This is a genomic window from Streptomyces sp. NPDC025833, assembly GCF_055558055.1.
The window spans coordinates 108,749-129,748 of record NZ_JBVHNF010000015.1 but is presented as its reverse complement, the minus strand read 5'-3'; the positions used below and the strand labels follow the sequence as shown (position 1 = coordinate 129,748).

Annotated in this window: 20 protein-coding genes; 9 read left to right on the top strand and 11 right to left on the bottom strand. The window is 74.7% G+C overall.

The features are described 5' to 3' along the window. Positions 1–217: 217 nt before the first annotated feature. Together ACZ4K2_RS26425 and ACZ4K2_RS26420 are read right to left on the bottom strand one after the other, a co-directional pair. Complete coding sequence (locus tag ACZ4K2_RS26425) at positions 218–937, bottom strand: ferredoxin reductase (RefSeq protein ID WP_467476318.1); 720 nt, start codon at positions 935–937, stop codon at positions 218–220. 169 nt (positions 938–1,106) lie between these two features. Then, positions 1,107–1,712: a sulfite oxidase-like oxidoreductase gene (locus tag ACZ4K2_RS26420; RefSeq protein WP_467476321.1), complete on the bottom strand. Its 606-nt coding sequence runs from the start codon at positions 1,710–1,712 to the stop codon at positions 1,107–1,109. A 246-nt stretch (positions 1,713–1,958) separates the two neighbouring features. Here ACZ4K2_RS26420 and ACZ4K2_RS26415 point away from each other — a divergent pair, with 246 nt between their 5' ends. Further along, positions 1,959–2,705 (top strand): GNAT family N-acetyltransferase, encoded by a 747-nt coding sequence (locus ACZ4K2_RS26415; RefSeq protein WP_467476323.1) that lies wholly within the window; start codon positions 1,959–1,961, stop codon positions 2,703–2,705. 22 nt (positions 2,706–2,727) lie between these two features. Here ACZ4K2_RS26415 and ACZ4K2_RS26410 read toward each other — a convergent pair whose 3' ends face one another. Further along, a complete protein-coding gene (locus tag ACZ4K2_RS26410) occupies positions 2,728–3,126 on the bottom strand; it encodes a MarR family winged helix-turn-helix transcriptional regulator (RefSeq protein WP_467476592.1) in 399 nt (132 codons plus the stop codon). A gap of 388 nt (positions 3,127–3,514) precedes the next feature. Between ACZ4K2_RS26410 and ACZ4K2_RS26405 the strand changes: the two genes are divergently transcribed. After that, positions 3,515–4,339: a putative protein N(5)-glutamine methyltransferase gene (locus ACZ4K2_RS26405; protein ID WP_467476325.1), complete on the top strand. Its 825-nt coding sequence runs from the start codon at positions 3,515–3,517 to the stop codon at positions 4,337–4,339. 13 nt (positions 4,340–4,352) lie between these two features. On the opposite strand, the gene ACZ4K2_RS26400 is transcribed toward ACZ4K2_RS26405, so the two are convergent. Beyond that, positions 4,353–6,542, bottom strand: a complete 2,190-nt coding sequence (locus ACZ4K2_RS26400) for a SpoIIE family protein phosphatase (protein WP_467476329.1) — start codon at positions 6,540–6,542, stop codon at positions 4,353–4,355. A 342-nt stretch (positions 6,543–6,884) separates the two neighbouring features. Here ACZ4K2_RS26400 and ACZ4K2_RS26395 point away from each other — a divergent pair, with 342 nt between their 5' ends. The 4 genes from ACZ4K2_RS26395 (at position 6,885) to ACZ4K2_RS26380 (ending at position 11,150) form a co-directional block, all read left to right on the top strand. Beyond that, on the top strand, positions 6,885–7,766 hold the full coding sequence (locus ACZ4K2_RS26395; RefSeq protein WP_467476331.1) for a hypothetical protein: 882 nt from the start codon (positions 6,885–6,887) through the stop codon (positions 7,764–7,766). 165 nt (positions 7,767–7,931) lie between these two features. Beyond that, positions 7,932–8,303: a hypothetical protein gene (locus tag ACZ4K2_RS26390; RefSeq protein WP_467476333.1), complete on the top strand. Its 372-nt coding sequence runs from the start codon at positions 7,932–7,934 to the stop codon at positions 8,301–8,303. A gap of 229 nt (positions 8,304–8,532) precedes the next feature. After that, positions 8,533–10,548 carry an oxidoreductase gene (locus tag ACZ4K2_RS26385; RefSeq protein WP_467476334.1) on the top strand — a complete coding sequence of 672 codons (2,016 nt, stop codon included), beginning with the start codon at positions 8,533–8,535 and terminating at the stop codon, positions 10,546–10,548. A gap of 44 nt (positions 10,549–10,592) precedes the next feature. Beyond that, a complete protein-coding gene (locus tag ACZ4K2_RS26380; RefSeq protein WP_467476336.1) occupies positions 10,593–11,150 on the top strand; it encodes a PadR family transcriptional regulator in 558 nt (185 codons plus the stop codon). Between the two features lie 243 nt (positions 11,151–11,393). Here ACZ4K2_RS26380 and ACZ4K2_RS26375 read toward each other — a convergent pair whose 3' ends face one another. Both ACZ4K2_RS26375 and ACZ4K2_RS26370 read right to left on the bottom strand, forming a co-directional pair. Then, positions 11,394–11,951, bottom strand: a complete 558-nt coding sequence (locus tag ACZ4K2_RS26375) for a hypothetical protein (RefSeq protein ID WP_467476338.1) — start codon at positions 11,949–11,951, stop codon at positions 11,394–11,396. Positions 11,952–12,134: 183 nt separating this feature from the next. Next, positions 12,135–13,112 (bottom strand): fibronectin type III domain-containing protein, encoded by a 978-nt coding sequence (locus tag ACZ4K2_RS26370; protein ID WP_467476340.1) that lies wholly within the window; start codon positions 13,110–13,112, stop codon positions 12,135–12,137. Positions 13,113–13,523: 411 nt separating this feature from the next. Between ACZ4K2_RS26370 and ACZ4K2_RS26365 the strand changes: the two genes are divergently transcribed. Continuing rightward, entirely contained in the window at positions 13,524–14,228 is a 705-nt protein-coding gene (locus tag ACZ4K2_RS26365; RefSeq protein ID WP_467476342.1) for a glycoside hydrolase family 75 protein, read from the top strand. 472 nt (positions 14,229–14,700) lie between these two features. On the opposite strand, the gene ACZ4K2_RS26360 is transcribed toward ACZ4K2_RS26365, so the two are convergent. The 3 genes from ACZ4K2_RS26360 to dhaK all read right to left on the bottom strand — a co-directional run bounded on the left by ACZ4K2_RS26360 (position 14,701) and on the right by dhaK (position 16,767). After that, the gene (locus ACZ4K2_RS26360) at positions 14,701–15,111 is read right to left on the bottom strand and encodes a PTS sugar transporter subunit IIA domain-containing protein (protein ID WP_467476344.1); all 411 of its coding nucleotides are present in this window, start codon (positions 15,109–15,111) and stop codon (positions 14,701–14,703) included. After that, a complete protein-coding gene (gene dhaL, locus ACZ4K2_RS26355; protein WP_467476346.1) occupies positions 15,104–15,712 on the bottom strand; it encodes a dihydroxyacetone kinase subunit DhaL in 609 nt (202 codons plus the stop codon). The genes ACZ4K2_RS26360 and dhaL overlap by 8 nt, the downstream gene beginning before the upstream one ends. Positions 15,713–15,774: 62 nt before the next feature. After that, a complete protein-coding gene (dhaK, locus tag ACZ4K2_RS26350) occupies positions 15,775–16,767 on the bottom strand; it encodes a dihydroxyacetone kinase subunit DhaK (RefSeq protein WP_467476347.1) in 993 nt (330 codons plus the stop codon). Positions 16,768–17,305: 538 nt separating this feature from the next. On the opposite strand from dhaK, the gene ACZ4K2_RS26345 reads away from it, so the two are divergent. Further along, a complete protein-coding gene (locus ACZ4K2_RS26345) occupies positions 17,306–17,698 on the top strand; it encodes a DUF3040 domain-containing protein (protein ID WP_467476349.1) in 393 nt (130 codons plus the stop codon). Between the two features lie 407 nt (positions 17,699–18,105). Here the strand turns inward: ACZ4K2_RS26345 and ACZ4K2_RS26340 are convergent, their stop codons facing one another. Both ACZ4K2_RS26340 and ACZ4K2_RS26335 read right to left on the bottom strand, forming a co-directional pair. Beyond that, positions 18,106–18,669, bottom strand: coding sequence for a hemerythrin domain-containing protein (locus ACZ4K2_RS26340; protein ID WP_467476351.1), 564 nt, complete (start codon positions 18,667–18,669; stop codon positions 18,106–18,108). A gap of 103 nt (positions 18,670–18,772) precedes the next feature. Then, positions 18,773–19,666, bottom strand: a complete 894-nt coding sequence (locus ACZ4K2_RS26335) for a polysaccharide pyruvyl transferase family protein (RefSeq protein ID WP_467476353.1) — start codon at positions 19,664–19,666, stop codon at positions 18,773–18,775. A gap of 322 nt (positions 19,667–19,988) precedes the next feature. On the opposite strand from ACZ4K2_RS26335, the gene ACZ4K2_RS26330 reads away from it, so the two are divergent. Continuing rightward, positions 19,989–20,984 (top strand): NAD-dependent epimerase/dehydratase family protein, encoded by a 996-nt coding sequence (locus ACZ4K2_RS26330; RefSeq protein WP_467476355.1) that lies wholly within the window; start codon positions 19,989–19,991, stop codon positions 20,982–20,984. Positions 20,985–21,000 lie beyond the last annotated feature (16 nt).

The window sequence follows — 21,000 nt, the reverse complement described above, 5'->3', positions numbered from 1 at the left end:
CCACCCCGCGGCTCACGCACACGGGTGCCCCCGGTCCGTCTCGTACCCCGTTCGGAGCACCTCGCGCATGCCGTGAACCGCTGGTTCCGGGACACAGGGCGCACGGCACCCGCCCTGCGCCCCACCATCGCGCGCCCTGCCCCGCCGCGCGACCCGGGACCTCGGCCGAGGCGTTCGATCCGGATCAGCCCGGCTCAGCCGAAGCGCTCGACGAGGATCAGCCGAAGCGTTCGATCCGGATCCGCTCCACGGGCTGTCCGGCCGCGACCAGCAGCCGGGAGGCGTGCTCGGCGAACCCGTTGGACCCGCAGACATAGGCTTCCCAGCCACCATCGGGCTGCTCGGCCAGGAGCGGCGCCACATGTGCGGCCGTCATACGTCCCACCGCCACACCGCGCGGGGCGCTGCGGGTGAACACGGGCGTCGTCTCGGCACCCAGTTCGGCCGCGTAGATCAGCTCCTCGGGGCTGCGCGCCGACACCAGCATCCGCAGCGGCAGGGCGAGCCCGTGCGCCCGGTGGTGCCGCACCATCGACATCAGCGGTACGACCCCGGAGCCGGCCCCGAGCAGCAGCGCGGGCCGGTCGCCGGGCCAGGCGAAGAAGCCGCTCAGCGGGCCGCGCACCTCGACCGCGTCCCCGGGCCGGGCCACGGTGTGGAACCAGCCCGAGACCTCGCCGTCCGGCACCCGGTCCAACGTCAGCTCGATGTGCCCGGAGTCGTCCGGGGCGGACGCGATCGAGTAGTGGCGCTGCGCCACGTAGCCGTCCGCGGCGGTCAGCCGCAGCATCAGGTGCTGGCCCGGCAGGTGACCGCCCCAGGCGGGCACCGCCAGCCGGAAGGTGGCCGCGTGCGGCGTCTCGCGCCGGGCCTCCGTCAGCGTGGCGGTCTGCCACGCCGTGGCCGCCGGCCCGTTCACCTCGATCCGCCCGGGCACCGCGAACCTCGTCGCGGGCGCCGCCGACCCGCGCGCCGCCCCTGCCGGAGCACCGGTCGCACTCCCCGCCGGAGCACCGGTCGCCGCCCCTGCCACTGAAGTGCCGGGCGTGGCCCCTGTGACCGGAGTGCCGGTCGTGGTCCCTGTCACCGGGGTGCCGCTCACCGTCTCAGTCACCGGAGTACCGCTGCTCCTCCCACGGATTCCCGCGTGCGTGGTAGCCGTTGCGCTCCCAGAAGCCCGGCTCGTCGTGGTCCAGGAGCGTGATGCCCGCGATCCACTTGGCGCTCTTCCAGAAGTACAGGTGGGGGACGAGGAGCCGGGCGGGGCCGCCGTGCTCGGGGGGCAGCGGCGCGCCGTCGTACTCCCAGGCGATCCAGGCCCGCCCGCCGGTGAGGTCCGCGAGCGGCAGGTCGGCGGTGTACCCCGTGTGGGAGTAGGCGAGGGCGTGTGTGGCGGAACCATGTGGCCGGACCACACTGAGGAAGGCGTCCAGCGAGACACCGCCGAACCGTACGCCGAACTTCGACCAGCCGGTCACGCAGTGGATGTCACCGGCGTACTCCGAGGCCGGCAGCGCGTGCGCGGCGTCCCAGTCCCAGGTGGTCGGGCGCTCGACCAGACCGTCGATGCGGAAGGACCAGTCGGTGGCCGCGAGGTCCGGCGTGACCTCGGCGGACAGGACGGGCCAGTCGCCGCGCGCGTCGTACTGGCCGGGAGGCAGTCCCGGATTGTGGACGCGCGGGCGGCCCGAGAAGCCTCGCGTGACGTTCATGCTTCAACCGTACGCTGTCGTTCCGGGTGCTCCGGCCCTGGTCGGCGCGCCGGTCGTTGCGGCCGTGTGAACTCTGCCGGGGCCGGGAATAGCGGCGCGGCACCGCTCCTTGCCGTTCGGTGCCGGCCCCGGTGCCCGGGGCGGTGGTGGTGATGTGCCGAGAGACGCGCCGGTGACGGCGCGGAGGAAGCGAGGAAGCCCGATGCCCCAGGCGTACGTCCCCAGGACCGGTTGCGAGGTGGCCGCATGAGCGTCGTCACCCCGGGCGGCGCCGACGGCGTCCCGCACGTCCTCGACAACCCGGCCCTGGCCTCCCTGACCGGTCCGCACGCGCACCTCGCCGAGCGGCGCGGCCGGGTGCTGCGCTACCCCCTCGACGTCTCCCCCTGGCTGGCGCTGCCCGAGGAGCCGGACGCCCAGGACTGGGCGGACCTCGCCGCCCTGGCCGGGCCCGGCGCCGCGGTCCCGCTGGCCGGCTTCGGCGGCGGGCTGCCGGAGGGCTGGGAGGCCACCTTCCGGATCGAGGGCGTGCAGCTCGTGGACGCCGGCATCGCCGCGGCACCGGACCCGGAGGCGGTCCGGCTGGGACCGGCGGACGTGCCGGAGATGCTGGACCTGGTGGCGCGTACCCAGCCGGGGCCGTTCCTGCCGCGCACCGTCGAGCTCGGCACCTACCTCGGCATCCGGCGCGGCGGGGCGCTGGTCGCCATGGCGGGGGAGCGGCTGCACCCGCCGGGCTGGACCGAGATCAGCGCCGTCTGCACCGACCCGGCCTTCCGCGGGGAGGGCCTGGCCACCCGGCTGGTCCTCGCGGTCGCGCACGGGATCCGGGAGCGCGGCGAGACGCCGTTCCTGCACGCGAGCGCGGCCAACACCGGTGCGATCCGGCTGTACGAGTCCCTCGGGTTCCGGCTGCGCCGGCACACGGTGTTCATGGAGGCCCGGGCGCCGGAGCGGCTGGCCGGGGAGCGTGCCGCGGTGGCGGTGCCGTAGCCCGGGCGGCCTCCCGGCCGCATCAGCCGGCGTCGGCGCCCTCCGGGCCGGCGTTGTACCGCTCCAGGTAGGAGGCGAACCGCACCAGGTCCGCCTCCGGCCAGTCCGCCAGCCGCTCCCGGAAGGCGGCGCGGCGCCTGCGGGTCACCTGGGCGAGGATCTCGCGGCCGGCCGCGGTCAGGTGCAGGACCTGGACCCGGTGGTCCTCCGGGTCCAGCCGGCGCTCGACGAGGCCGGCCCGCTCCAGCGCCGCGACCTGGCGGCTCACCGTGGACTTGTCCAGGGCGTAGTGCGCCGCCAGGTCCGTCGCCCGGCAGCCGCCGCGCTCCTCCAGGTGACCGAGCAGGGTGTACGACACCAGGGACAGCTCGGGGTGTATGCGGCCCGCCGAGGCCCGGGCCCGGCGGGCGAAGACGGTCATCTCGCGCTGGATCGTCTCGACGGCCGACTGTGCTGCGCTCACGGGGCACACCTCCTCCGACGTTCTGGTTGCACAGTACAACTTGTTTCCCGCCCGGCGCGCACCGGCCACCGACGGCCACTCCCTCCCGCCGGACCGCCCCCGCCGCCCCCGGCCGGACCGCCTCCCCGCCGGCCGGCGATCCGGGCAACCCCGGCCGCCCGCCGCCCCCTTGGGGTAGGGTGGCCGTCCGGTCGCGGACGGTCGCGGCCCAGGAGCGAGGAGGTGGGACCCATCACCGCTGTGTCGGCCGGGGTGCTCCCTCCCCATGACGGCGCGGTCCACCGGTAGCGGTGACCGCGGGAGCGCCCTCACAGGTTTCGCGTTCCCGAAAGGCATTTCGGCTCCCATGCCCACTCCCGTACCGTTCTCTCCCTCCACCGCCGTGTCCGCGCTGCGCGCCGCGGGGTGCGTCTTCGCCGAGGACGAGGCCGAGTTGATCCTCGCCGCCGCCCGCACCCCCGAGGAGGCGGCCGCCATGGTGGACCGGCGCGCCGCCGGTCTGCCGCTCGAACAGGTCCTCGGCTGGGCGGAGTTCCACGGCCTCCGCGTCACCCTGGAGCCCGGGGTGTTCGTGCCCCGCCGCCGTACCGAGTTCCTCGTCGACCAGGCCCTCGCCGCGGCGCCGGACGCCACCGTCGTCGTGGACCTGTGCTGCGGTTCCGGCGCCCTCGGCGCGGCCCTCGCCCACGCCCTGGACGGGGCCGAGGTGCACGCGGCCGACATCGACCCGGTCGCGGTGCGCTGCGCCGGCCGCAACCTCGCCCCCGTCGCCGGCCGGGCGTACCGGGGCGACCTGTACGACGCCCTGCCCCCGGCCCTGCGCGGCCGGGTGGAGGTGCTGACGGCCAACGTGCCCTATGTACCCACCGCCGAGGTGGCACTGCTCCCCGCGGAGGCCCGCGACCACGAGCCGGCGGCCGCGCTGGACGGCGGGGCCGACGGCCTCGACGTGCTGCGCCGGGTGGCCGCCGGCGCGTCCGGGTGGCTCGCCCCCGGCGGCTGCCTGCTGACCGAGACCAGTGAACGCCAGGCAAGCGCCGCCGCGGCGGCGTTCACCGCGGCGGGCCTGACGACCCGGCTGGCCGTCTCGGACGAGCTGTACGCGCACGTGGTGATCGGCGTCCGGCCGCACGGGCCGACCGGGCCGACCGGCATGGCCGGCCCGGCCTGAGCCGGACGGCGCCCTAGGGTCCGTCGGGCGGGGGCGGGGCACCGCCGCCCCGGCCGGGCGCCGGGGCGCCGCGGCCGGACGGCCTGCCGCGGCGGGGGCGGGCCGTGAGCCGCGGCCCCTGCGACGGCGGCAGGGGCTGCGCCCGGGCGATGAGCAGGGCCACGTCGTCGTGGTTGTCCGGCTGGTGCAGCGTGCGCAGGAGGAGGTCGCAGGTCTCCTCCAGCGGGCGGGCGGGGTCGTCGAGCAGGGAGAGCAGGAAGGCCAGGCGCTCGTCCAGCGAGTGGTTGCGCGTCTCCACCAGCCCGTCGGTGTAGAACACCAGCTCGTCACCGGGTTCGAAGTCGACCGTGACCGTGGAGAACTCGACCCCGCCCACCCCCAGGGGGACACCGGTGGGCAGGTCGAGCAGTTCCGGGGGGCGGCCTGGCCGTACCCGGACCGGCGGCAGGTGCCCGGCGTTGGCGATCCGGCACTGGCGCAGGAGCGGGTCGTGGACGGCGTACACGCAGGTCGCGATGGAGTGGTCCAGCGCCGAGGTCGTCTTGTCCAGGTGCTCCAGCAGCCGGGCCGGGTCGAGGTCGAGGGCGGCCAGGGTGGTCGTCGCGGTACGCAGCCGGCCCATCGTGGCGGCCGCGCTGACCCCGCTGCCCATCACGTCACCGACCACGAGCGCGGTCTTGTCCCCCTCCAGCGGGATGACGTCGAACCAGTCGCCGCCGACCTCGGTGGTGGCGCCCGCCGGCTGGTAGCGGGAGGCCACCTCCAGGCCGGTGGTGACCGGCGGATGCCCGGGCAGCAGGCTGCGCTGCAGGGTGAGCGCGGTGTTGCGGGCGTTCTGGTACCAGCGCGCGTTGTCGATCTGCACCGCCGCGCGAGCCGCCAGCTCGCGCGCCAGCAGCACGTCGTCCTCGTCGAAGGGCGCCGGGTTGCGGGTGCGCTTGAGGTCCAGCGCGCCCAGCACCTGGCCGCGGGCGATCAGCGGCACCGCGAGGTAGGAGTGCAGGCCCGCCTGCCCGAGCAGGGCGGCGGCCTCGGCCGAACGGGCGATCCGCGGCAGGTCCGTCTCCTCGACCTGCGGCACCAGCACCGCTTCGCCGGTGCGCACGCATTCGGTGACCAGCCGGTCGGGGGCGTACCGGGCGATCAGGCCGGGCGGATCGGCGGCCCGTACGGCCTCCGAACCCTCCTCCGGGCGCAGGGCCAGCGCCCGCAGCACCGCGGACTCCGAGGGGCCCAGCGTGCTGGACCGGCCCTCGACCACCGCGTCCAGCAGGTCCACGGCCGCCACGTCCGCCAGCTCCGGCACCGCGACCTCGGCCAGCTCGCACGCGGTGCGCTCCAGCTCCAGCGTCGTACCGATCCGCGCCGAGGCGTCGGCGACGATCGCGAGCCGGCGCCGCGCGGCCTCCGCCTCCACGGAGGCCCGGTGCTGCTCCGTGATGTCGACGAGCGAGACGGCCACGCCGAGCACGTTGCCCAGGGTGTCCTCCAGCCGGTACATCGAGTGCGACCAGGTGTGGTCCTCGTCCGGGTCGGCCGGGGTGCGCCCGACGAGCGTGTCGGCGATCAGCGGCACACCCGACTCCAGCACCTCCCGGGCGGCGTCCTCCAGGGCCTCGGCGTTCAGCAGCGGCAGCACCTCGGGAAGCCTCCTGCCGACGTGCTCGCCGGCCGGCACGCCGTTGATCGCCTCCAGGGCCGGGTTGACGGAGGCGAACCGCAGCTCCGTGTCGAGGACGGCGTAACCGATCGGGGACTGCTTCACCATCCGCTCGGACAGCGCCACGTCCTGCTCCAGCCGGCGCACGGTCGACTGGTCGGCGGCCAGCCCGAGCGCGTACACCTCGCCCCGGTCGTCCAGCAGCCGCATGTTGCGGAACTCCACCAGACGGGTGCCGCCGTCCTTGTGCCGGACCGGGAAACCGCCGGCCCAGCTCTGCCCGGTGCGCATCACGTCGGCGAAGAGCCTGCCCACCAGCTCCACGTGCCGTTCGTCCACCATCAGCCGGGCGGCGTACTCGCCGAGCGCCTCCTGCGCGGTGTACCCGAACAGCTCCTCCGCCTGCGGGCTCCACAGGACGATCCGGCCGTCGGTGTCCAGTACCACGGACGCCACGCGCAGCACGTCGAGCAGACCGCTCGGGCGCACGGGGCCCCGCGCCGGCTCGCCGCTCTGCGACACCGGAGCCTCGGCTGCATTCATGCCATGCACCGCCTTCGCCCGTTCGCACGGCACGTCGTCCCCCGTGCCGGTTCCCCTTGTCCCACCGCGTGTCCCACCGCGCTCACACCGACTCTCCGACGCCTTCGCCGCTACCTCCACCATCCCTCAACACGGCGGCGGGTGTCCGCCGGAGCCGCCGCACCGGTGCGCGCGCCGAGGGGTCATGCCGAGACCGTACGGCGGTGTTCCGCGGGCCGTGAGAGTTCACGCCCATGGTGCCCGTTGGTCTGTACATGTCGATGGCGCCACGCCAGACTGTCCGCCGACCGGGTGTCCCGCCCGCGCGTCCCGCGTCCGCATCCCCCTTCCGAGGAGCCGGCCATGCCCGCGTCCACCCGGCAACGTTGTCACGCAGTCCTCGCCGGACTCGTCATCCTCGCCACCGCCGCCGTCGTGTCCCCGGCCGCGGCCGCGCCGGCGGGTGCCGACGAGGTCTGGACGGAGACCGGTTCCGACCGCGCCGACCCGCTGACCGAGAGCCAGGGGCTGGCGTCCGTGGAGGTCCCGGCGAACAGTCCCCACCGGTACACCGGCACCGGCACCGTCCCGATCGGTCTCTCCGCGCGCGGCTGGAACCACGTCGGCGACCCCGACGCCTCGTACGACGGCTACTACATCGAGCCCTATCAGCGCGATTCCGGCAACTCGAAGATGTACCGCGTGCAGGCTCCCGGCGGCGCGTGGTCGGAGTACGTCCACACGCTGGGCCCCGGTGAGGCGCTGAACAACTCCTGGGACGCCGTCTCGCCCGACGGCCGGTGGATGCTCTCCGGCGAGTGGGGCACGAGGGACCGGCTGCTGGTCTTCCCCACCCCGGGCGCCAACCCGTCCACCTCCCCCTCGGCCGACCTCCCGCAGGTCTCGACGGTCCGCCTGGACCACGCCGTCCGGGACGTCCAGGGCTGCGACTTCTCCGCCCCCACCACCCTGCTCTGCTCCTCCGACGACCCCGACGGCAGCCTCTTCGGCGTGACCAAGCCGCTGCTCCGGATCGACCTGTCCGCAGCCCCGAACGGTACGTCCGACGTCACCGGCCACGTCACCGCCCTGCGCCCGCTGCCGCTGCGCAGCTCCTGCCGGGGCGGCTTCGAGGCGGAGGGCATCGACTACGACCGCCGCACCGGCGTGCTGCGCGTCATCGTGGTCTCGCCCGGCTTCTGCGCGCTGACGGACAGCAGGACGTACAGGTTCGCGCGCGGCTGACACCCCGGCGGGGCCGGCGCCTCCCGTGCGGCCGCGGCGGCCTGCGGGGCACCGTTCACGGCGGCCATCGAGGTGTGTGCGGTGACGGGCGGTGCTTTGCTGGGGGTGGACGCGGTTCGGCGGGGTACCCCGTTCCATCGCAGCGCGGCCACGAAAGGAGCGACAATGGCAGACACGGAGCAGTCGCATCCGGAGACCGTCACGGTGGAGATCAGCGGATCCCAGGAGGACGCCCGCCTCGTCTTCGAGGCGCTGAGGTCCTGTTTCGCCTCCGACCGTGGCGCGGACGAGGATCCCCAGCAGTTCGACGAGACCCGGCCGATGGTCTGGCTCGGCACCTACGACGTCGCGGAGAGCCGGGGGACGGACTGTCCGCCGGTCCAGCTCGGCGCCTCCGTCCAGGCGGACGTCCAGGGCGGCTACTGGGCGGTCAACCGGTTCCGCACCACCCTGGACTCGATGTTCACCGTGCAGGAGACCTGCGCGGCCTCCGGCGACCAGGAGCGGGACCTGCACCTGCGCCTGGAGAGCCGCTGAGGACCGCGGGTCACCGGGACGGCGCCCCGGCCGGCTGTGAGCCGGCCGGGGCGCCGTCCGTCGGGCCGCGTGCTCACCGTCCGCGGACCCGGCCCGCGGTGTACCCGCCAGTAGGTGCCAGTGGGCGACGAGTGGCCGGCATCACCCTCCGGCGGTTGTGCAACTAGTTGCATAAAGGCTTCGGCTTCCTCTACAACAAGAGGCGATGACACCGCGCACGGAGGGCCCGATGAGCCGCTACCCCCACCTGACGACCCCGCTCGACCTGGGCTTCACCACCCTGCCCAACCGCGTGCTCATGGGCTCGATGCACGTCGGCCTGGAGGAGGCCGAGCACGGCTTCGAGCGGATGGCCCAGTTCTACGCGGCCCGCGCGCGCGGCGGAGTGGGCCTCATCGTCACCGGCGGCATCGCCCCCAACGACGAGGGACGGCCGTACGAGGGCGGGGCCAGGCTCACCACCGAGGCGGAGGCCGAACGGCACCGCGTCGTCACCGACGCCGTACACCGCGAGGGCGGCCGGATCGCGATGCAGATCCTGCACTTCGGCCGCTACGCCTACCACCGGGACCTGGTCGCGCCGAGCCCGCTCCAGGCGCCGATCAGCCCCTTCACACCCCGCGAACTGGCCGACGCCGACGTCGAGCGGACCATCGACGACTACGCCCGCGCCGCCCGCCTCGCCCGCGCCGCCGGCTACGACGGGGTCGAGATCATGGGCTCCGAGGGGTACCTGATCAACGAGTTCACCGCCGAGCGGACCAACCGGCGCACGGACCGCTGGGGCGGCTCGTACGAGAACCGGACGCGGTTCCCCGTGGAGATCGTCAAGCGGGTCCGGGCAGCCGTAGGCGACGACTTCATCATCGTCTACCGGCTGTCCATGCTGGACCTGGTCCCGGGCGGCTCCTCGCTCGCGGAGGTGATCGCCCTCGGCAAGGCCGTCGAGTCGGCCGGGGCCACGATCATCAACACCGGCATCGGCTGGCACGAGGCCCGCATCCCCACCATCGCCACCTCCGTGCCGCGCGGCGCCTACACCTGGGTCACCAAGAAGCTCATGGGCGAGGTCTCCGTGCCCCTGGTGACGACCAACCGCATCAACACCCCCGAACTCGCCGAGGAACTGCTCGCCGACGGCTGCGCGGACATGGTCTCCCTGGCCCGCCCGATGCTCGCCGACCCCGACTTCGTCGCCAAGGCCGCCGCCGGCACCCCGGAGGCCATCAACACCTGCATCGGCTGCAACCAGGCCTGCCTCGACCACACCTTCAGCGGCCGGATCACCTCCTGCCTGGTCAACCCGCGCGCCTGCCACGAGACCGAGCTGGTGCTGTCCCCGACCCGGCGCGCCAAGCGCGTCGCCGTCGTCGGCGCCGGACCGGCCGGCCTGGCCTGCGCCGTGTCCGCCGCCGAGCGCGGCCACAGCGTCACCCTGTTCGACGCGGCGGGCGAGATCGGCGGCCAGCTCAACGTCGCCCGCAGGGTCCCCGGCAAGCAGGAGTTCGACGAGACCCTGCGCTACTTCCGCCACCAGCTCGACGCGCACGGCGTCGACGTACGCCTGGACACCCGGGTCACCCCCGAGACCGTGGCCGGCTACGACGAGGTCGTCGTCGCCACCGGCGTCACCCCGCGCACCCCGGACATCCCGGGCGTCGACCACCCCAGCGTCCTCGGCTACCTCGACGTGCTGCGTGACGGCGCCCCCGTCGGCGACCGGGTCGCCGTCCTCGGCGCCGGGGGCATCGGCTTCGACGTCGCCGAATACCTCACCGACAGCGGCGACAAGGCGCACGAGGACCCGCGGACCTACTTCCGCCACTGGGGCGTCGACACGGACTACCAGGAGCCCGGCGGCCTCACCGCGCCCCGGCGGCCGGCCCCGCCGCGCACCGTCCACCTGCTCCAGCGCAAGACCTCCAAGGTCGGCGCCGGACTCGGCAGGACCACCGGCTGGATCCACCGCACCGAGCTGAAGCACCGGGGCGTGACCATGGTGCCGGGCGTGCGCTACGACCGCATCGACGACGCCGGCCTGCACATCACCGTCGGCGAGGAGAGCACGGTGCTGGAGGTGGACACGGTGGTGCTCTGCACCGGCCAGGAACCGCGCCGCGACCTGTACGAGGCGCTGCTCGCCGCCGGGCACCAGGCGCACCTCATCGGCGGCGCGGACGTCGCGGCCGAACTGGACGCCAAGCGGGCGATCAAGCAGGGCACCGAACTGGCGGCGGCACTGTAGGACCGCCCGGCACCCCGGCCGGGGTCCGTCCCTAGGATGAGCCCATGTCACTCCCGCACGCGATCCTCACCGCCCTGCTGGAAAGGCCGTCCTCGGGGCTGGAGCTGACCCGGCGGTTCGACAAGTCGATCGGCTACTTCTGGTCCGCGACGCACCAGCAGATCTACCGCGAGCTGGGACGGCTGGAGACCGAGGGCCTCATCCGCACGCTGCCCGCCGAGCAGCCGGCCCGCGGCCAGAAGAAGAGCTACGAGGTCCTGCCGGCGGGCCGTGCCGAACTGGCCCGCTGGACCGCCGCACCCCAGGACCCCAAGCCGCAGCGGGACCCGCTCCTGCTGCGGCTGCGCGCGGCGGCCGTGGTCGGCACCGCGGGCCTGGAGGCCGACCTGCGCCGCCACCTGGAGCTGCACCGGCGGCAGTTGACGGAGTACCGGGCGATCGAGGAACGGGACTTCCCGCCCGGCCGGGACGCCCCCGAGGACCGGCTGCGCCACCTGGTGCTGCGGGCGGGCATCGACCTGGAGACGTTCTGGACCGAGTGGCTCACCCACGCCCTGTCCGGGTTCGGCGAGCTGCCGGGGGAGGGGCGGGAAGGGGACTGACCGCGTGCGCCGCCGTCCGGCCCGGCCGCCGAGGTGACGACCGCTGTTGCGGCGGCCGCCGATGCTCCGGCTGTCGTCAGGGCCGTGGCCTCGACGGTCGCCGACACCAGAGCTGTCGTCGCGGCGGCTGTCGTCACGGCGGCCGCCGCCCGGACGGGCCGCTCGGGGCCGGCTTCCCAGCCGTCCGTGGCGCCGGTCGAGCCGGTCGGTCACGCCGGTCGAGCCGGTCCGGGGCGCCGGTCGTCAGAGCCGGTAGGGCCGGGACCGGCGGCACAGGGCCCAGCCGGCGGCGACGACCCCGGTGCCGACCAGCGCCGCGCCGACGCCCAGGGTCAGCGGGCCGTAGTCGCGGGCGGCGCCGCCGAGGCCGCCCATCACACCCCGGGACGGGGCCACCGCCGCGGCGGTGGACGTCGCCGAGATCGTCGGTCTGCTGCTGGCCGACGACGCGGACACGATCACCGACTGGCTGCCCGCGGTGCCGCCGCTGGAGCAGACCACCACCACCGTGTACGTACCGGGGCTCACCCCGGTCCAGGCCGCGGACTGGCTGACGGTGGTGCCGGCCAGGGCCGTCTGCCTGCCCTGGGTGAAGCTCGCCTGCCGGCTGGTGAGCAGGGCCGCCGTCCCCCAACTGCCGTTGATCCGGGTGCACGCGCTGGTGACCACCGAGACCGTGGAGCCGATGGTGCTGACCGAGATGCCCGAGACCGCGGCGGACGGCCAGGCGAGCGTGGTAGGGAGTGCGGCGGCGACCGCCAGGGTCAGACCGGAGCGGAGCGGAAGTCGCGAGTTCTGCATGGACTTGGCCCTCCGGCGGCACGGTTGGCGGTACGTCCCATGCGCCGCCGGGGGTCGGGAAGCGTCCGTGCTGCCTCAACCGCAGCCAACGCCGCGCGGGGCAGACGCGCACCCGGGAGGGGACCGGTCAGGTGACGGGTCCCCGGCCGGCGCCGGGGAGTCGTGGCACGGGCGGGCCGGTGGTCAGCCGCCCGTGGTCACCGTCCGCTCGGCCGTCCAGCCGCCCCAGGTGCCGTCGGGCAGCCGGGGCCGCAGCCGCACCCGGTGCCGTTCGCCCTCGGTGGTGCCCACGTAGAAGGAGTGGTGCGTCCGGCCGCGCGGTGGTGTGTCGCCCCATACGAGGGAGGTGGCCGCGGAGCCGTCCAGCCGGATCTGGTACTCGGTGACCACGCCGTCCACGCTCGGCGGGTCCCAGGCGAGGTCGACGTAGTAGGCGCCGTCCGTGCGGTGGGTGGCGGCGGTGAACCCGGTGGGCGCCGTGTTCCGGCCGTCGTCGCTGCCCGGCGTGGTGAGGCGGACCGGCGTACCGGCGGGGGAGAGGTTGTCGGCGGCGTCCCGGGCCCGCACCGTGAAGACGTACCGGCTGCCCGGGCGCAGACCGGTGAGGACGGCGGCGGTCTGGTTCCCGCCGACACTGTGGATCTTCACTCCGGCCTGGTAGACGTCGTACGACACCACACCCCGGTCGTCCCGGGACGCTCCCCAGGAGAGCTGGACGGCGCGGCTGCCCACGGCCCGCCCGGTGGCGTCCGCCGGCCGGGTCGGGGCCGAGTGGTCGGCCGGTGCCACGGCCGGTGTCCGCGCCGACACGACCCGGCTCGGCGGACTCAGCCGGCCCGCGGTGTCCCGGGCCCGCACGGTGAAGGAGTACGGAGTGGACGGCCTGAGCCTGGTGACGTCCACCATGTGCTGCTCACCCGGGACATCGGCCACCTTCGTGGTGCCGCGATAGACCTCGTACGAGCGGACACCGGAACCGTCCGGCGCCGCGTTCCACATCACGTGCACGCTGGTGGCACTGCCCGCCGCCGCGGTGACGCCGACCGGCGCGCCCGGCATCCGGCCCTCGTCTTCGTCGGTCCGGCCCCAGCCGCAGGAGGCGACGAGCAGCAGTGGCGCACAGACCAGCACGACCACGAGCGCAAACGGAACGCGTCGCACGGCACTGCCCTCCAGGACGGCCTCGGTATCCGGCAAAGGTCCGGACCAATATGGCCTGACTGGTGTGCTCACATCAAGGGGGTCGCCTGGGTGATCCGCCGCGCAGCTACGTATGCTGATCCTTCCTACGGTCGAACTTCGTACGTATGCAAGGGAGTTCGGACCGGTGGCGCGGACACGCTGTCGTCGCCGAACCCGCGCCGGCGCGGGGGCCGGGGATCCGATCCGTGACGGGTCCGGATCACCGGCCCCCTGTCGCCCCGGTGATGGCCCCCGCTCGAATTCCCCTCATGGGGTGTCAGGAGCGTGCTCCATCCGGCCCCTTCGCGGCGGGTCCGTGCCCGTGTGCCCGACCCGGCAGCACAGTGGCCTGGATTGTTCTCCTTGTCCCCTATGAGAGGTTTGCCAATCGTGCGTGTCCCCACGCTGACGCTGGCCGCGGCCGGCGCCGCCCTGGTCGCTCCGGCGGCTCTGCCCGCACCGGCCACCGCGCTCGTCCCGCCTCCCGTGCGGCCCGTGGCCCGTGAGAAGGCCGCGGTCGTCGCCGCGGGCCTGCTGGCCCGGGCCGCCGACTGCACCCAGGTCTCCCGGGGCCGGTACCGCACCGACGCCGACAGCCCGGCGACCGTCCGCGTCTGCGGGACCCACGGCGCCGTCTTCTGGAAGGCCGACCTGGACGTCGACTGCGACGGCCGGCCCAGCGCCCGCTGCAACGACCGCACCGACCCGGTGTTCGCCGCCGCCACCGCGTTCCAGCAGTCCGACGGACGCCACCTCAGCGCGGAGAAGCTCCCGTACATCGTGGTTCCGGCGCCGAGCCGCCGCTGGAACTACCGCGCGTCCGGCGTACGCGGGGGTTCCGTGGCCGCCGTCGTCTACCGCGGCCGGGTGCAGTACGCGGTCGTCGGCGACACCGGACCGCGCGACATCATCGGCGAGGCGTCCTACGCCACCGCCCGCCGCCTCGGCATCCGGCCCGACCCGCGCGACGGCGGGGTGGCCTCCGGCGTGACCTACATCGTCTTCCGCGACTCGCACCTCCACCGGATCCAGGACCGCGACGCGGCGGTGGCCGAGGGCGAACGGCTGGCCAGGAAGTTCCTCCAGGAGAGGTGACCCCGCCAAAGCGGTACGGCGGGGCGGTACGACGGGTTCTGCGGTCGGCCGGGAGGCGACCGGTGGCCCGGTCCGCGTGGCGGGACCGGTGACGGCCCGGAGACGGCGCCGGGCGGCCGCCCGAACGCCGGGGCCCCGACCGGATCAGCGGCTGCGCCGGGGGCGGTCGCGGTGTCGTCCCGGACTGCCGCCCGGAACCATTACCCGTGGACCCGCTCACCGCCCGAGCCGTACGGCGCCGAGGGAGCGGTGGCCGGCGCCGTACGACCGGTGACCCGCGACGGACCGTCGGCCGCCGCCGTCGCGGGTCACCAGGGCGCGTCACCGTCCGCGCCGCCGCCCCGGGCATCGCACCGCATCACCGTCCGCGCCCCCGGAACACCGGTCCCGGAACACCGGTCCCGGAACGTCTGTGCCCTCGCACGCCTCAGCTCGCGGGCCACCGGCGCCCCCCGGGCCTCCGTCCGCGGGGTCACACCTTCCGGTAGGCGTACGCCTCCGCCGCCGCGGCCTCAACCGCGGCCAGGTCCCCGCCGGCGGCGGCGGTGACCACGGCCGCCACCGTCCCTTCGAGGAAGGGCGCGTCCACCAGGCGGGTGTCGTCCGGCAGTTCGTCGCCCTCGGCGAGGAGCGCCTTCACCGTCAGCACCGCGCTGCCCAGGTCGGTGAGGACCGCCACCCCGGCCCCCCGGTCCACCGAGGCCGCCGCCGCGGAGATCAGCTCGGCGCTGGTGCCGAGCCCGCCGCCCTCGGTGCCGCCCGCCGGGGCCACCGGCACCGTGGCCGCCCCTCCCGCCAGGGCCTTCGCCAGCTCGGCGACCGAGGCGGCCACCTCGGCGCTGTGCGACACCAGCACGATTCCGACCAGCTTCTCCTCAGGCACCGTCCGCCTCCGCAGTGTCGGCCAGCGCGGCGATCAGCAGCGCCGACGAGGTGGCCCCCGGGTCCTGGTGCCCGATGCTGCGCTCGCCCAGGTAGCTCGCCCGGCCCTTGCGCGCCTGCAACGGCGTGGTGGCCCGCGCGCCCTCCTCCGCCGCGGTCCGCGCGGCGGCGAACCCCGCCCCGAGCGCGTCCACGGCCGGCACCAGGGCGTCGATCATCGTCTTGTCGCCCGGGGCCGCCCCACCGAGCCTCGTCACCCCGTCCACGCCCGCGCGCAGGGCCGCCGCGAGCTGCTTCTCGTCGACCTCGGCGGCGTCGCCGAGCGTCTTGCCGGCCTGGCGCAGCAGGGTCCCGTACAACGGCCCGGACGCGCCCCCCACCTTCGAGATCAACTGCCGTCCGGCCAGTGTCAGGACGGCACCCGGGGTGTCCGGCGCCTCCTCCTGGAGGGCGGCGGCCACGGCCCGGAACCCGCGCTGCAGATTGCTGCCGTGGTCGGCATCGCCGATGGCCGAGTCGAGGGCGGTGAGCCGGTCCGCCTCGCGGTCGACGGACGCGGCGGTCGCCGTCATCCAACGGCGGAAGAAGTCGGCTTCGAGCACTGGATCTCCTCGCGTGATAGGGCTGTCGGCCTGGCGGCCGGATCGGTCGTCTCCGGCCGGGGTCACATGCCCCAGCGCAGGGCCGGGGTCTTCACCGGCGCGTCCCACAGCCGCAGCAGCTCCTCGTCCGCCTGGCACAGGGTCACGGACGCGCCCGCCATGTCCAGGGAGGTGACGTAGTTGCCGACGAGCGTGCGGGCCACGGCGACCCCGCGTTCGCGCAGCACTCGCTGCACCTCCGCGTTGAACCCGAACAACTCCAGCAACGGCGTGGCGCCCATTCCGTTGACCAGTACCAGGACGGGGCTGCGCGGTGGCATGTCCGTCAGGACGGCGTCGACCGCGACGTCCGCGATCTCCCCGGAGGTCATCATCGGCCGCCGCTCGCGGCCCGGCTCGCCGTGGATGCCGACGCCCAACTCCAGCTCTCCCTCGGGCAGGTCGAAGGTCGGGCTGCCCTTGGCCGGGGTGGTACAGGGGCTGAGGGCCACGCCGAAGCTGCGGGAGTTCTCGTTGACCCGGCGGCCGACCGCCTCCACCTGCTCCAGGGGCCGCCCCTCGGCCGCGGCGGCGCCCGCGATCTTCTCCACGAAGAGGGTCGCGCCGGTGCCCCGCCGGCCGGCCGTGTAGAGGCTGTCGGTGACCGCCACGTCGTCGTCGACGAGCACCTTGGCGACCTGGATGCCCTCGTCCTCGGCCAGCTCGGCCGCCATGTCGAAGTTCAGCACGTCACCGGTGTAGTTCTTCACGACGAACAGGACGCCCGCGCCGCTGTCCACGGCCGCCGCGGCGCGCGCCATCTGGTCCGGCACCGGCGAGGTGAAGACCTCTCCGGGGCAGGCGGCGGCGAGCATGCCCGGCCCCACGAACCCGCCGTGCAGCGGCTCGTGCCCGGAGCCGCCGCCCGACACGAGCGCTACCTGACCGGCCACGGGAGCGTCCCGGCGGACGATCACCCGGTTCTCCACATCCACGTTCAGATCGGGATACGCGGCCGCCATGCCGCGCAGCGCGTCCGCCACGACCGTCTCCGGTACGTTGATCAGCATCTTCATGCCTATCTCCCAGCAGGATGAGCAGGTGAGTCCCTGACCGGTGTCGTTCCTGTTCAGGCCATGGGCGGCCGGTTGTCCGCCGGAGCGGTCCGTGATGGCCCGCAACGGGGTGCGACGGTGCTGGTGCCGACCGTACGCCGACTTGGCCGATGCGTCATCGGTTCCCCCTGGGCGCGCCGCGGGGCGCGTGGACGGAGTCTTGCCCCTCAGTATCAGTCCTGCCGCAGTGAAGGTCATCCGTACCGCGGCCACCCCGGGGAGAGGGCGCGGGCGCCACGGACCGCCGCCGGATCCCGCGCCTGCCGGCCGGGCCGCCGGCGGACTCCGGGCCCCTCCGCCCACCGGTCCGGGGTCACCGGCTGCCCGCCCACCGGCCCACGGCCCACCGGCTGCCCGGTCATCGGCCATCGGTCATCGGCCATCGGGCCCGCCCACCTCGCCCGCCCGCGGGCGGGGACTTCCCGGTACGTCGTCCTCGGCCGGACCGGCCGTTCCGCGGCGTCCGGCGTCGCATCGGCCGCGGCGTCCGGGGAACCCGGTGGCCCGGAGCCGGGAGGGTACCGGCGGTGGCGGTGGCGCCGTCGCGGACGACTGGGAGATGTGGAACATGCACGACGAGGTACGGCTGTCGGCGCGGGAGCGGCTGGCGCTGCTGCAGATCGAGGCGAACCTCCGCCAGGACCGGCGGTTCGCGCGCCACATGGGCGACTCACGGCACGGGGTGTGGCTGCCCGCGGCGGTGCTGCTGCTGGCGGTCGCGTCGGTGTTCGTCGCCGTCATGGGCATCCGTACCTCGGAGCCGGCGCTGCTCTGGTGCTTCGCGGCGCTGTGGCCGCTCACCCTCTTCCAGGCGTTCCGGCTGCTGTGCCGCGCGGTCCGCGCGCCGCGCCCCCGGCCCCGTCCCGGCGCCCAGGTCGCCCCCTGGCTGTGACCGGCGACCGGCACCGGGCGCGGGCGGCGCGCGGCGAAGTGTGACCACGCCCCGCGCCGCCTGTCCGGCACCCCCGCCCCTCCACCTGCGCCCCGCGACCCCGTCCGCGCCCCCGGCCTCCGCCCGGCGCCCCGCCGACACAGCGTCCGTCCACACAGGGTCCGGCCACACGGCGTTCGGCCATACAGGGTCCGGCCACATAGCATCTGGCTACCCAGGGTCCGGCCACACAGGGTCCGGTCACACGGCGTTCGGCCACACAGGGCCCGGCCGACACGTCGGCTCGGACGCAGACACGGCGGACACGGCGGACGCCGCCCGCTCCGCACAGCCGGGCGGCGTCCGCCGTGTCGGTGAACACTCCTCGCGGATCTCCTCGCGAATCTCCTGACAGCCCTACTTGTAGGTCAGCCCTCCTTGCCCCGCCCCGTCAGCGCGTCGCGCATCCGGTCGACGAGTCCGGCCCCCATGTCCATGATCTTGTTGGCCGGGGGAGTGTCCGGAGCCGACGGGTGCGGACGGGTCGGCGCCGTCTTCTTCGCCTTGCGGACCTTGTCACCCAGCTCCATCAGGGCGTCGGCGGAACAGGCCGACTCCAGCCGCGGGAAGAGGTTCTGCTCCTCGTCGGCCACGTGGGACCGGATCTCGCTCATCAACTGCGTCATGAGGATGTCGAACCGCGGGTCGTCCGCCTGGCAGCCCTCCAGGTCCTTCATGATCTGCTCGGCCTTGGAGTGGTCCTCGATCTCCTTGTCGGCGAGGGCGTCCCCGCCGGCGACGTGCTCGCGGACCGCGGGGTAGAGGTACTGCTCCTCGGCGACCGAGTGCCGGACCAGCTCGATCGTGGCCTGGTCGCAGAGGTCCTTGCGTTCCCTGGAGCCGGGCGGCAGCGCCTCGATGCGGCCGAAGATCTCCTCGACCTCGCGGTGGTCCGTGGTCAGCTCCTGGACGACGTTTCCGCCATGACCCATCGTGTTACCTCCTGCGTGGAACGCGGCAGCAGCCGTGCACGGCCGGCCGTCGCGCCGCCGAGTGCCCCCGGCACCGCGCGCCACACGGCCCGCCGCACCCGGTTCAGCGGAACGAGTGACGGGCCGCGGCCGTTCGGCCCCGCCCGGACAGCGCCCACTCCCACCAGCGGTCCAGCAGCTCCGGGGCCGCGGCGTCCGCCGCCACCAGGGCCGGCCAGCCCACGGCACGCGCCTGGGCGCTCACCTTGGCGCCGCCCGCGACCGGGTCGACGGCGATCACCGGGACGCCGCTGCGCAGCGCGAGCACCAGGCCGTGCAGCCGGGTGGTGACGACCACGTCGAGGCGGGCGACGAGCGCCAGGAACTGCTCGGCGGTGGCGCAAAGCCGCCAGTCGCCGGTGGCCAGCCGGGTCTCGACCGGTACGCGCGCGCAGTCCTTCCCGGCCAGCCAGCCGGTGATCCGCTCGTTCACCTCCGCGTGCCGCCGGCGCGTCCCGTACTCCCCCTGCCCGTGGGAGAGCGCCACCCCGGCCACCGGCGGCAGCGGACCCACCGGTGCGGACGCGGAAAGATCGTGCCGGGCCGGGGCGGCGGTGCCGTCGCGGGCGACGACCGCGTGGAAGCCGGTGACCGCCGGATCCGCCGGGTCGACCACCGAGACCCCGGCCGCCAGTCGTCTGCAGGACCTGAACCGTTCATGCAGCGCGGCGACTTGGGGCCCGTGCACCGGTCCGCACACGAAGAGCAGCGTCCCGTACCCCGCCGGGTCGGCCGTCTCCAGGGACAGCGCCCCGGGCCGGAACCCAGGGCTCCACGCGGTGTCGTGCGGGATGCCCGCCCCGGTCAGCACGGCGGACATCCGCTGCTGGGCGAGCACGTCCCCGGCCGTCGCCTCGCCGTGCAGGAAGCTGAACCAGCCGGTCAGCAGCAACCGGCCGGGGGGCCCGCCGGGCGCCGCCAGCTCGTGCAGCACGGCCGCCGAGACGTCGTCGTGCATGGATGCCCCCGCCGTGGTAAGAGAGCCGCCGGGTCGCGCGAGCACCCGGCATTCCGGACAATAAGCATGCAACGTGTGAAACCAACTGGCACGGGAACCCTGCCAGCCAGTGCCGTCCAGCCAGTGGCGGCCCAACCGGGTGGTCCTCCGGACGAGCGGGACCCCGAACCCTGTCCTCTTCCTCCCCCTGCGGTCCGACACCCTCGGCACCGCGGGCGCGCCACGCGTCGAACGCCCACCGCACGGCCCTGCCGCGCACGGGGGCGGCCCCTTCCCGGACGCGGGCGGCGTGGACGAGGGACGACGAAGGGATGAGCCCCCCATGACTGGTGACACACCGTTTCCCTGGCGGCGCGCCCTCGTGACGGGCGGTGCCGGCTTCCTCGGCTCCCACCTGTGCGAACGGCTGCTGGATTCGGACGTCGAAGTCGACTGCGCCGACAACCTGGCCTGCGGGCGGCGCGAGAACGTCGCGCACCTGGAGGACCGGCCCGGCTTCCGGTACGTGCGCTGCGACGTCTGCGCCCCCGACTGCCCCGGCCGGCTGCCGGGCCCGTACGACCTGGTCCTGCACTTCGCCTGCCCGGCCTCGCCCGCCGACTACCTCCGCATGCCGCTGGAGACCCTGGACGCGGGCAGCCTCGGCACCCGCAACGCCCTCTCGGTCGCCGCCCGCGACGGCGCCCGCTTCCTGCTCGCCTCCACCTCCGAGGTGTACGGCGACCCGCAGGTGCACCCGCAGCACGAGGGCTACTGGGGCAACGTCAACCCGGTCGGACCGCGCAGCGTGTACGACGAGTCCAAGCGGTTCGCGGAGGCCCTGACCACCGCGCACGCCGGCACCCGGGGGACGGACGCGGGGATCGTGCGGCTGTTCAACACCTACGGTCCGCGGATGCGGGCCCACGACGGCCGCGCCGTGCCCACCTTCATCTGCCAGGCCCTGGCCGGCGAGCCGCTCACGGTGGCCGGTGACGGCAGTCAGACCCGCTCGCTGTGCTACGTGGACGACACGGTCGACGGCATCCTGCGGGTGGCCGCGAGCAGATCCGTACGGCCGGTGAACATCGGCGGCAGCGACGAGATCACGGTCGCCGACCTGGCCCGCCGGGTGGTCGCCCTCACCGGCTCGCGCTCCCCGATCGCGTTCGTCGACCGGCCCGTCGACGACCCCGGGCGGCGCCGCCCCGACACCACCCTCGCCCGCGAACTGCTCGGCTGGACCCCGCAGATCCCGTGGGAGGAGGGCCTGAAGCAGACCATCGCCCACTTCTCGGCCCTGCCCCCGGACCCGCCGGATCCGGCCCCGCGCCCCTGACCTTCCGTCCGCCCGC

What these genes read in the sequence shown, in the direction of transcription:
- ACZ4K2_RS26420 (WP_467476321.1), bottom strand. Translation starts at nt 1,712, where the DNA reads ATGAACGTCACGCGAGGCTTCTCGGGCCGCCCGCGCGTCCACAATCCG.
- ACZ4K2_RS26415 (WP_467476323.1), top strand. Translation starts at nt 1,959, where the DNA reads ATGAGCGTCGTCACCCCGGGCGGCGCCGACGGCGTCCCGCACGTCCTC.
- ACZ4K2_RS26410 (WP_467476592.1), bottom strand. Translation starts at nt 3,126, where the DNA reads ATGACCGTCTTCGCCCGCCGGGCCCGGGCCTCGGCGGGCCGCATACAC.
- ACZ4K2_RS26405 (WP_467476325.1), top strand. Translation starts at nt 3,515, where the DNA reads ATGCCCACTCCCGTACCGTTCTCTCCCTCCACCGCCGTGTCCGCGCTG.
- ACZ4K2_RS26400 (WP_467476329.1), bottom strand. Translation starts at nt 6,542, where the DNA reads ATGAATGCAGCCGAGGCTCCGGTGTCGCAGAGCGGCGAGCCGGCGCGG.
- ACZ4K2_RS26395 (WP_467476331.1), top strand. Translation starts at nt 6,885, where the DNA reads ATGCCCGCGTCCACCCGGCAACGTTGTCACGCAGTCCTCGCCGGACTC.
- ACZ4K2_RS26390 (WP_467476333.1), top strand. Translation starts at nt 7,932, where the DNA reads ATGGCAGACACGGAGCAGTCGCATCCGGAGACCGTCACGGTGGAGATC.
- ACZ4K2_RS26385 (WP_467476334.1), top strand. Translation starts at nt 8,533, where the DNA reads ATGAGCCGCTACCCCCACCTGACGACCCCGCTCGACCTGGGCTTCACC.
- ACZ4K2_RS26380 (WP_467476336.1), top strand. Translation starts at nt 10,593, where the DNA reads ATGTCACTCCCGCACGCGATCCTCACCGCCCTGCTGGAAAGGCCGTCC.
- ACZ4K2_RS26375 (WP_467476338.1), bottom strand. Translation starts at nt 11,951, where the DNA reads ATGCAGAACTCGCGACTTCCGCTCCGCTCCGGTCTGACCCTGGCGGTC.
- dhaK (WP_467476347.1), bottom strand. Translation starts at nt 16,767, where the DNA reads ATGAAGATGCTGATCAACGTACCGGAGACGGTCGTGGCGGACGCGCTG.
- ACZ4K2_RS26340 (WP_467476351.1), bottom strand. Translation starts at nt 18,669, where the DNA reads ATGGGTCATGGCGGAAACGTCGTCCAGGAGCTGACCACGGACCACCGC.
- ACZ4K2_RS26335 (WP_467476353.1), bottom strand. Translation starts at nt 19,666, where the DNA reads ATGCACGACGACGTCTCGGCGGCCGTGCTGCACGAGCTGGCGGCGCCC.
- ACZ4K2_RS26330 (WP_467476355.1), top strand. Translation starts at nt 19,989, where the DNA reads ATGACTGGTGACACACCGTTTCCCTGGCGGCGCGCCCTCGTGACGGGC.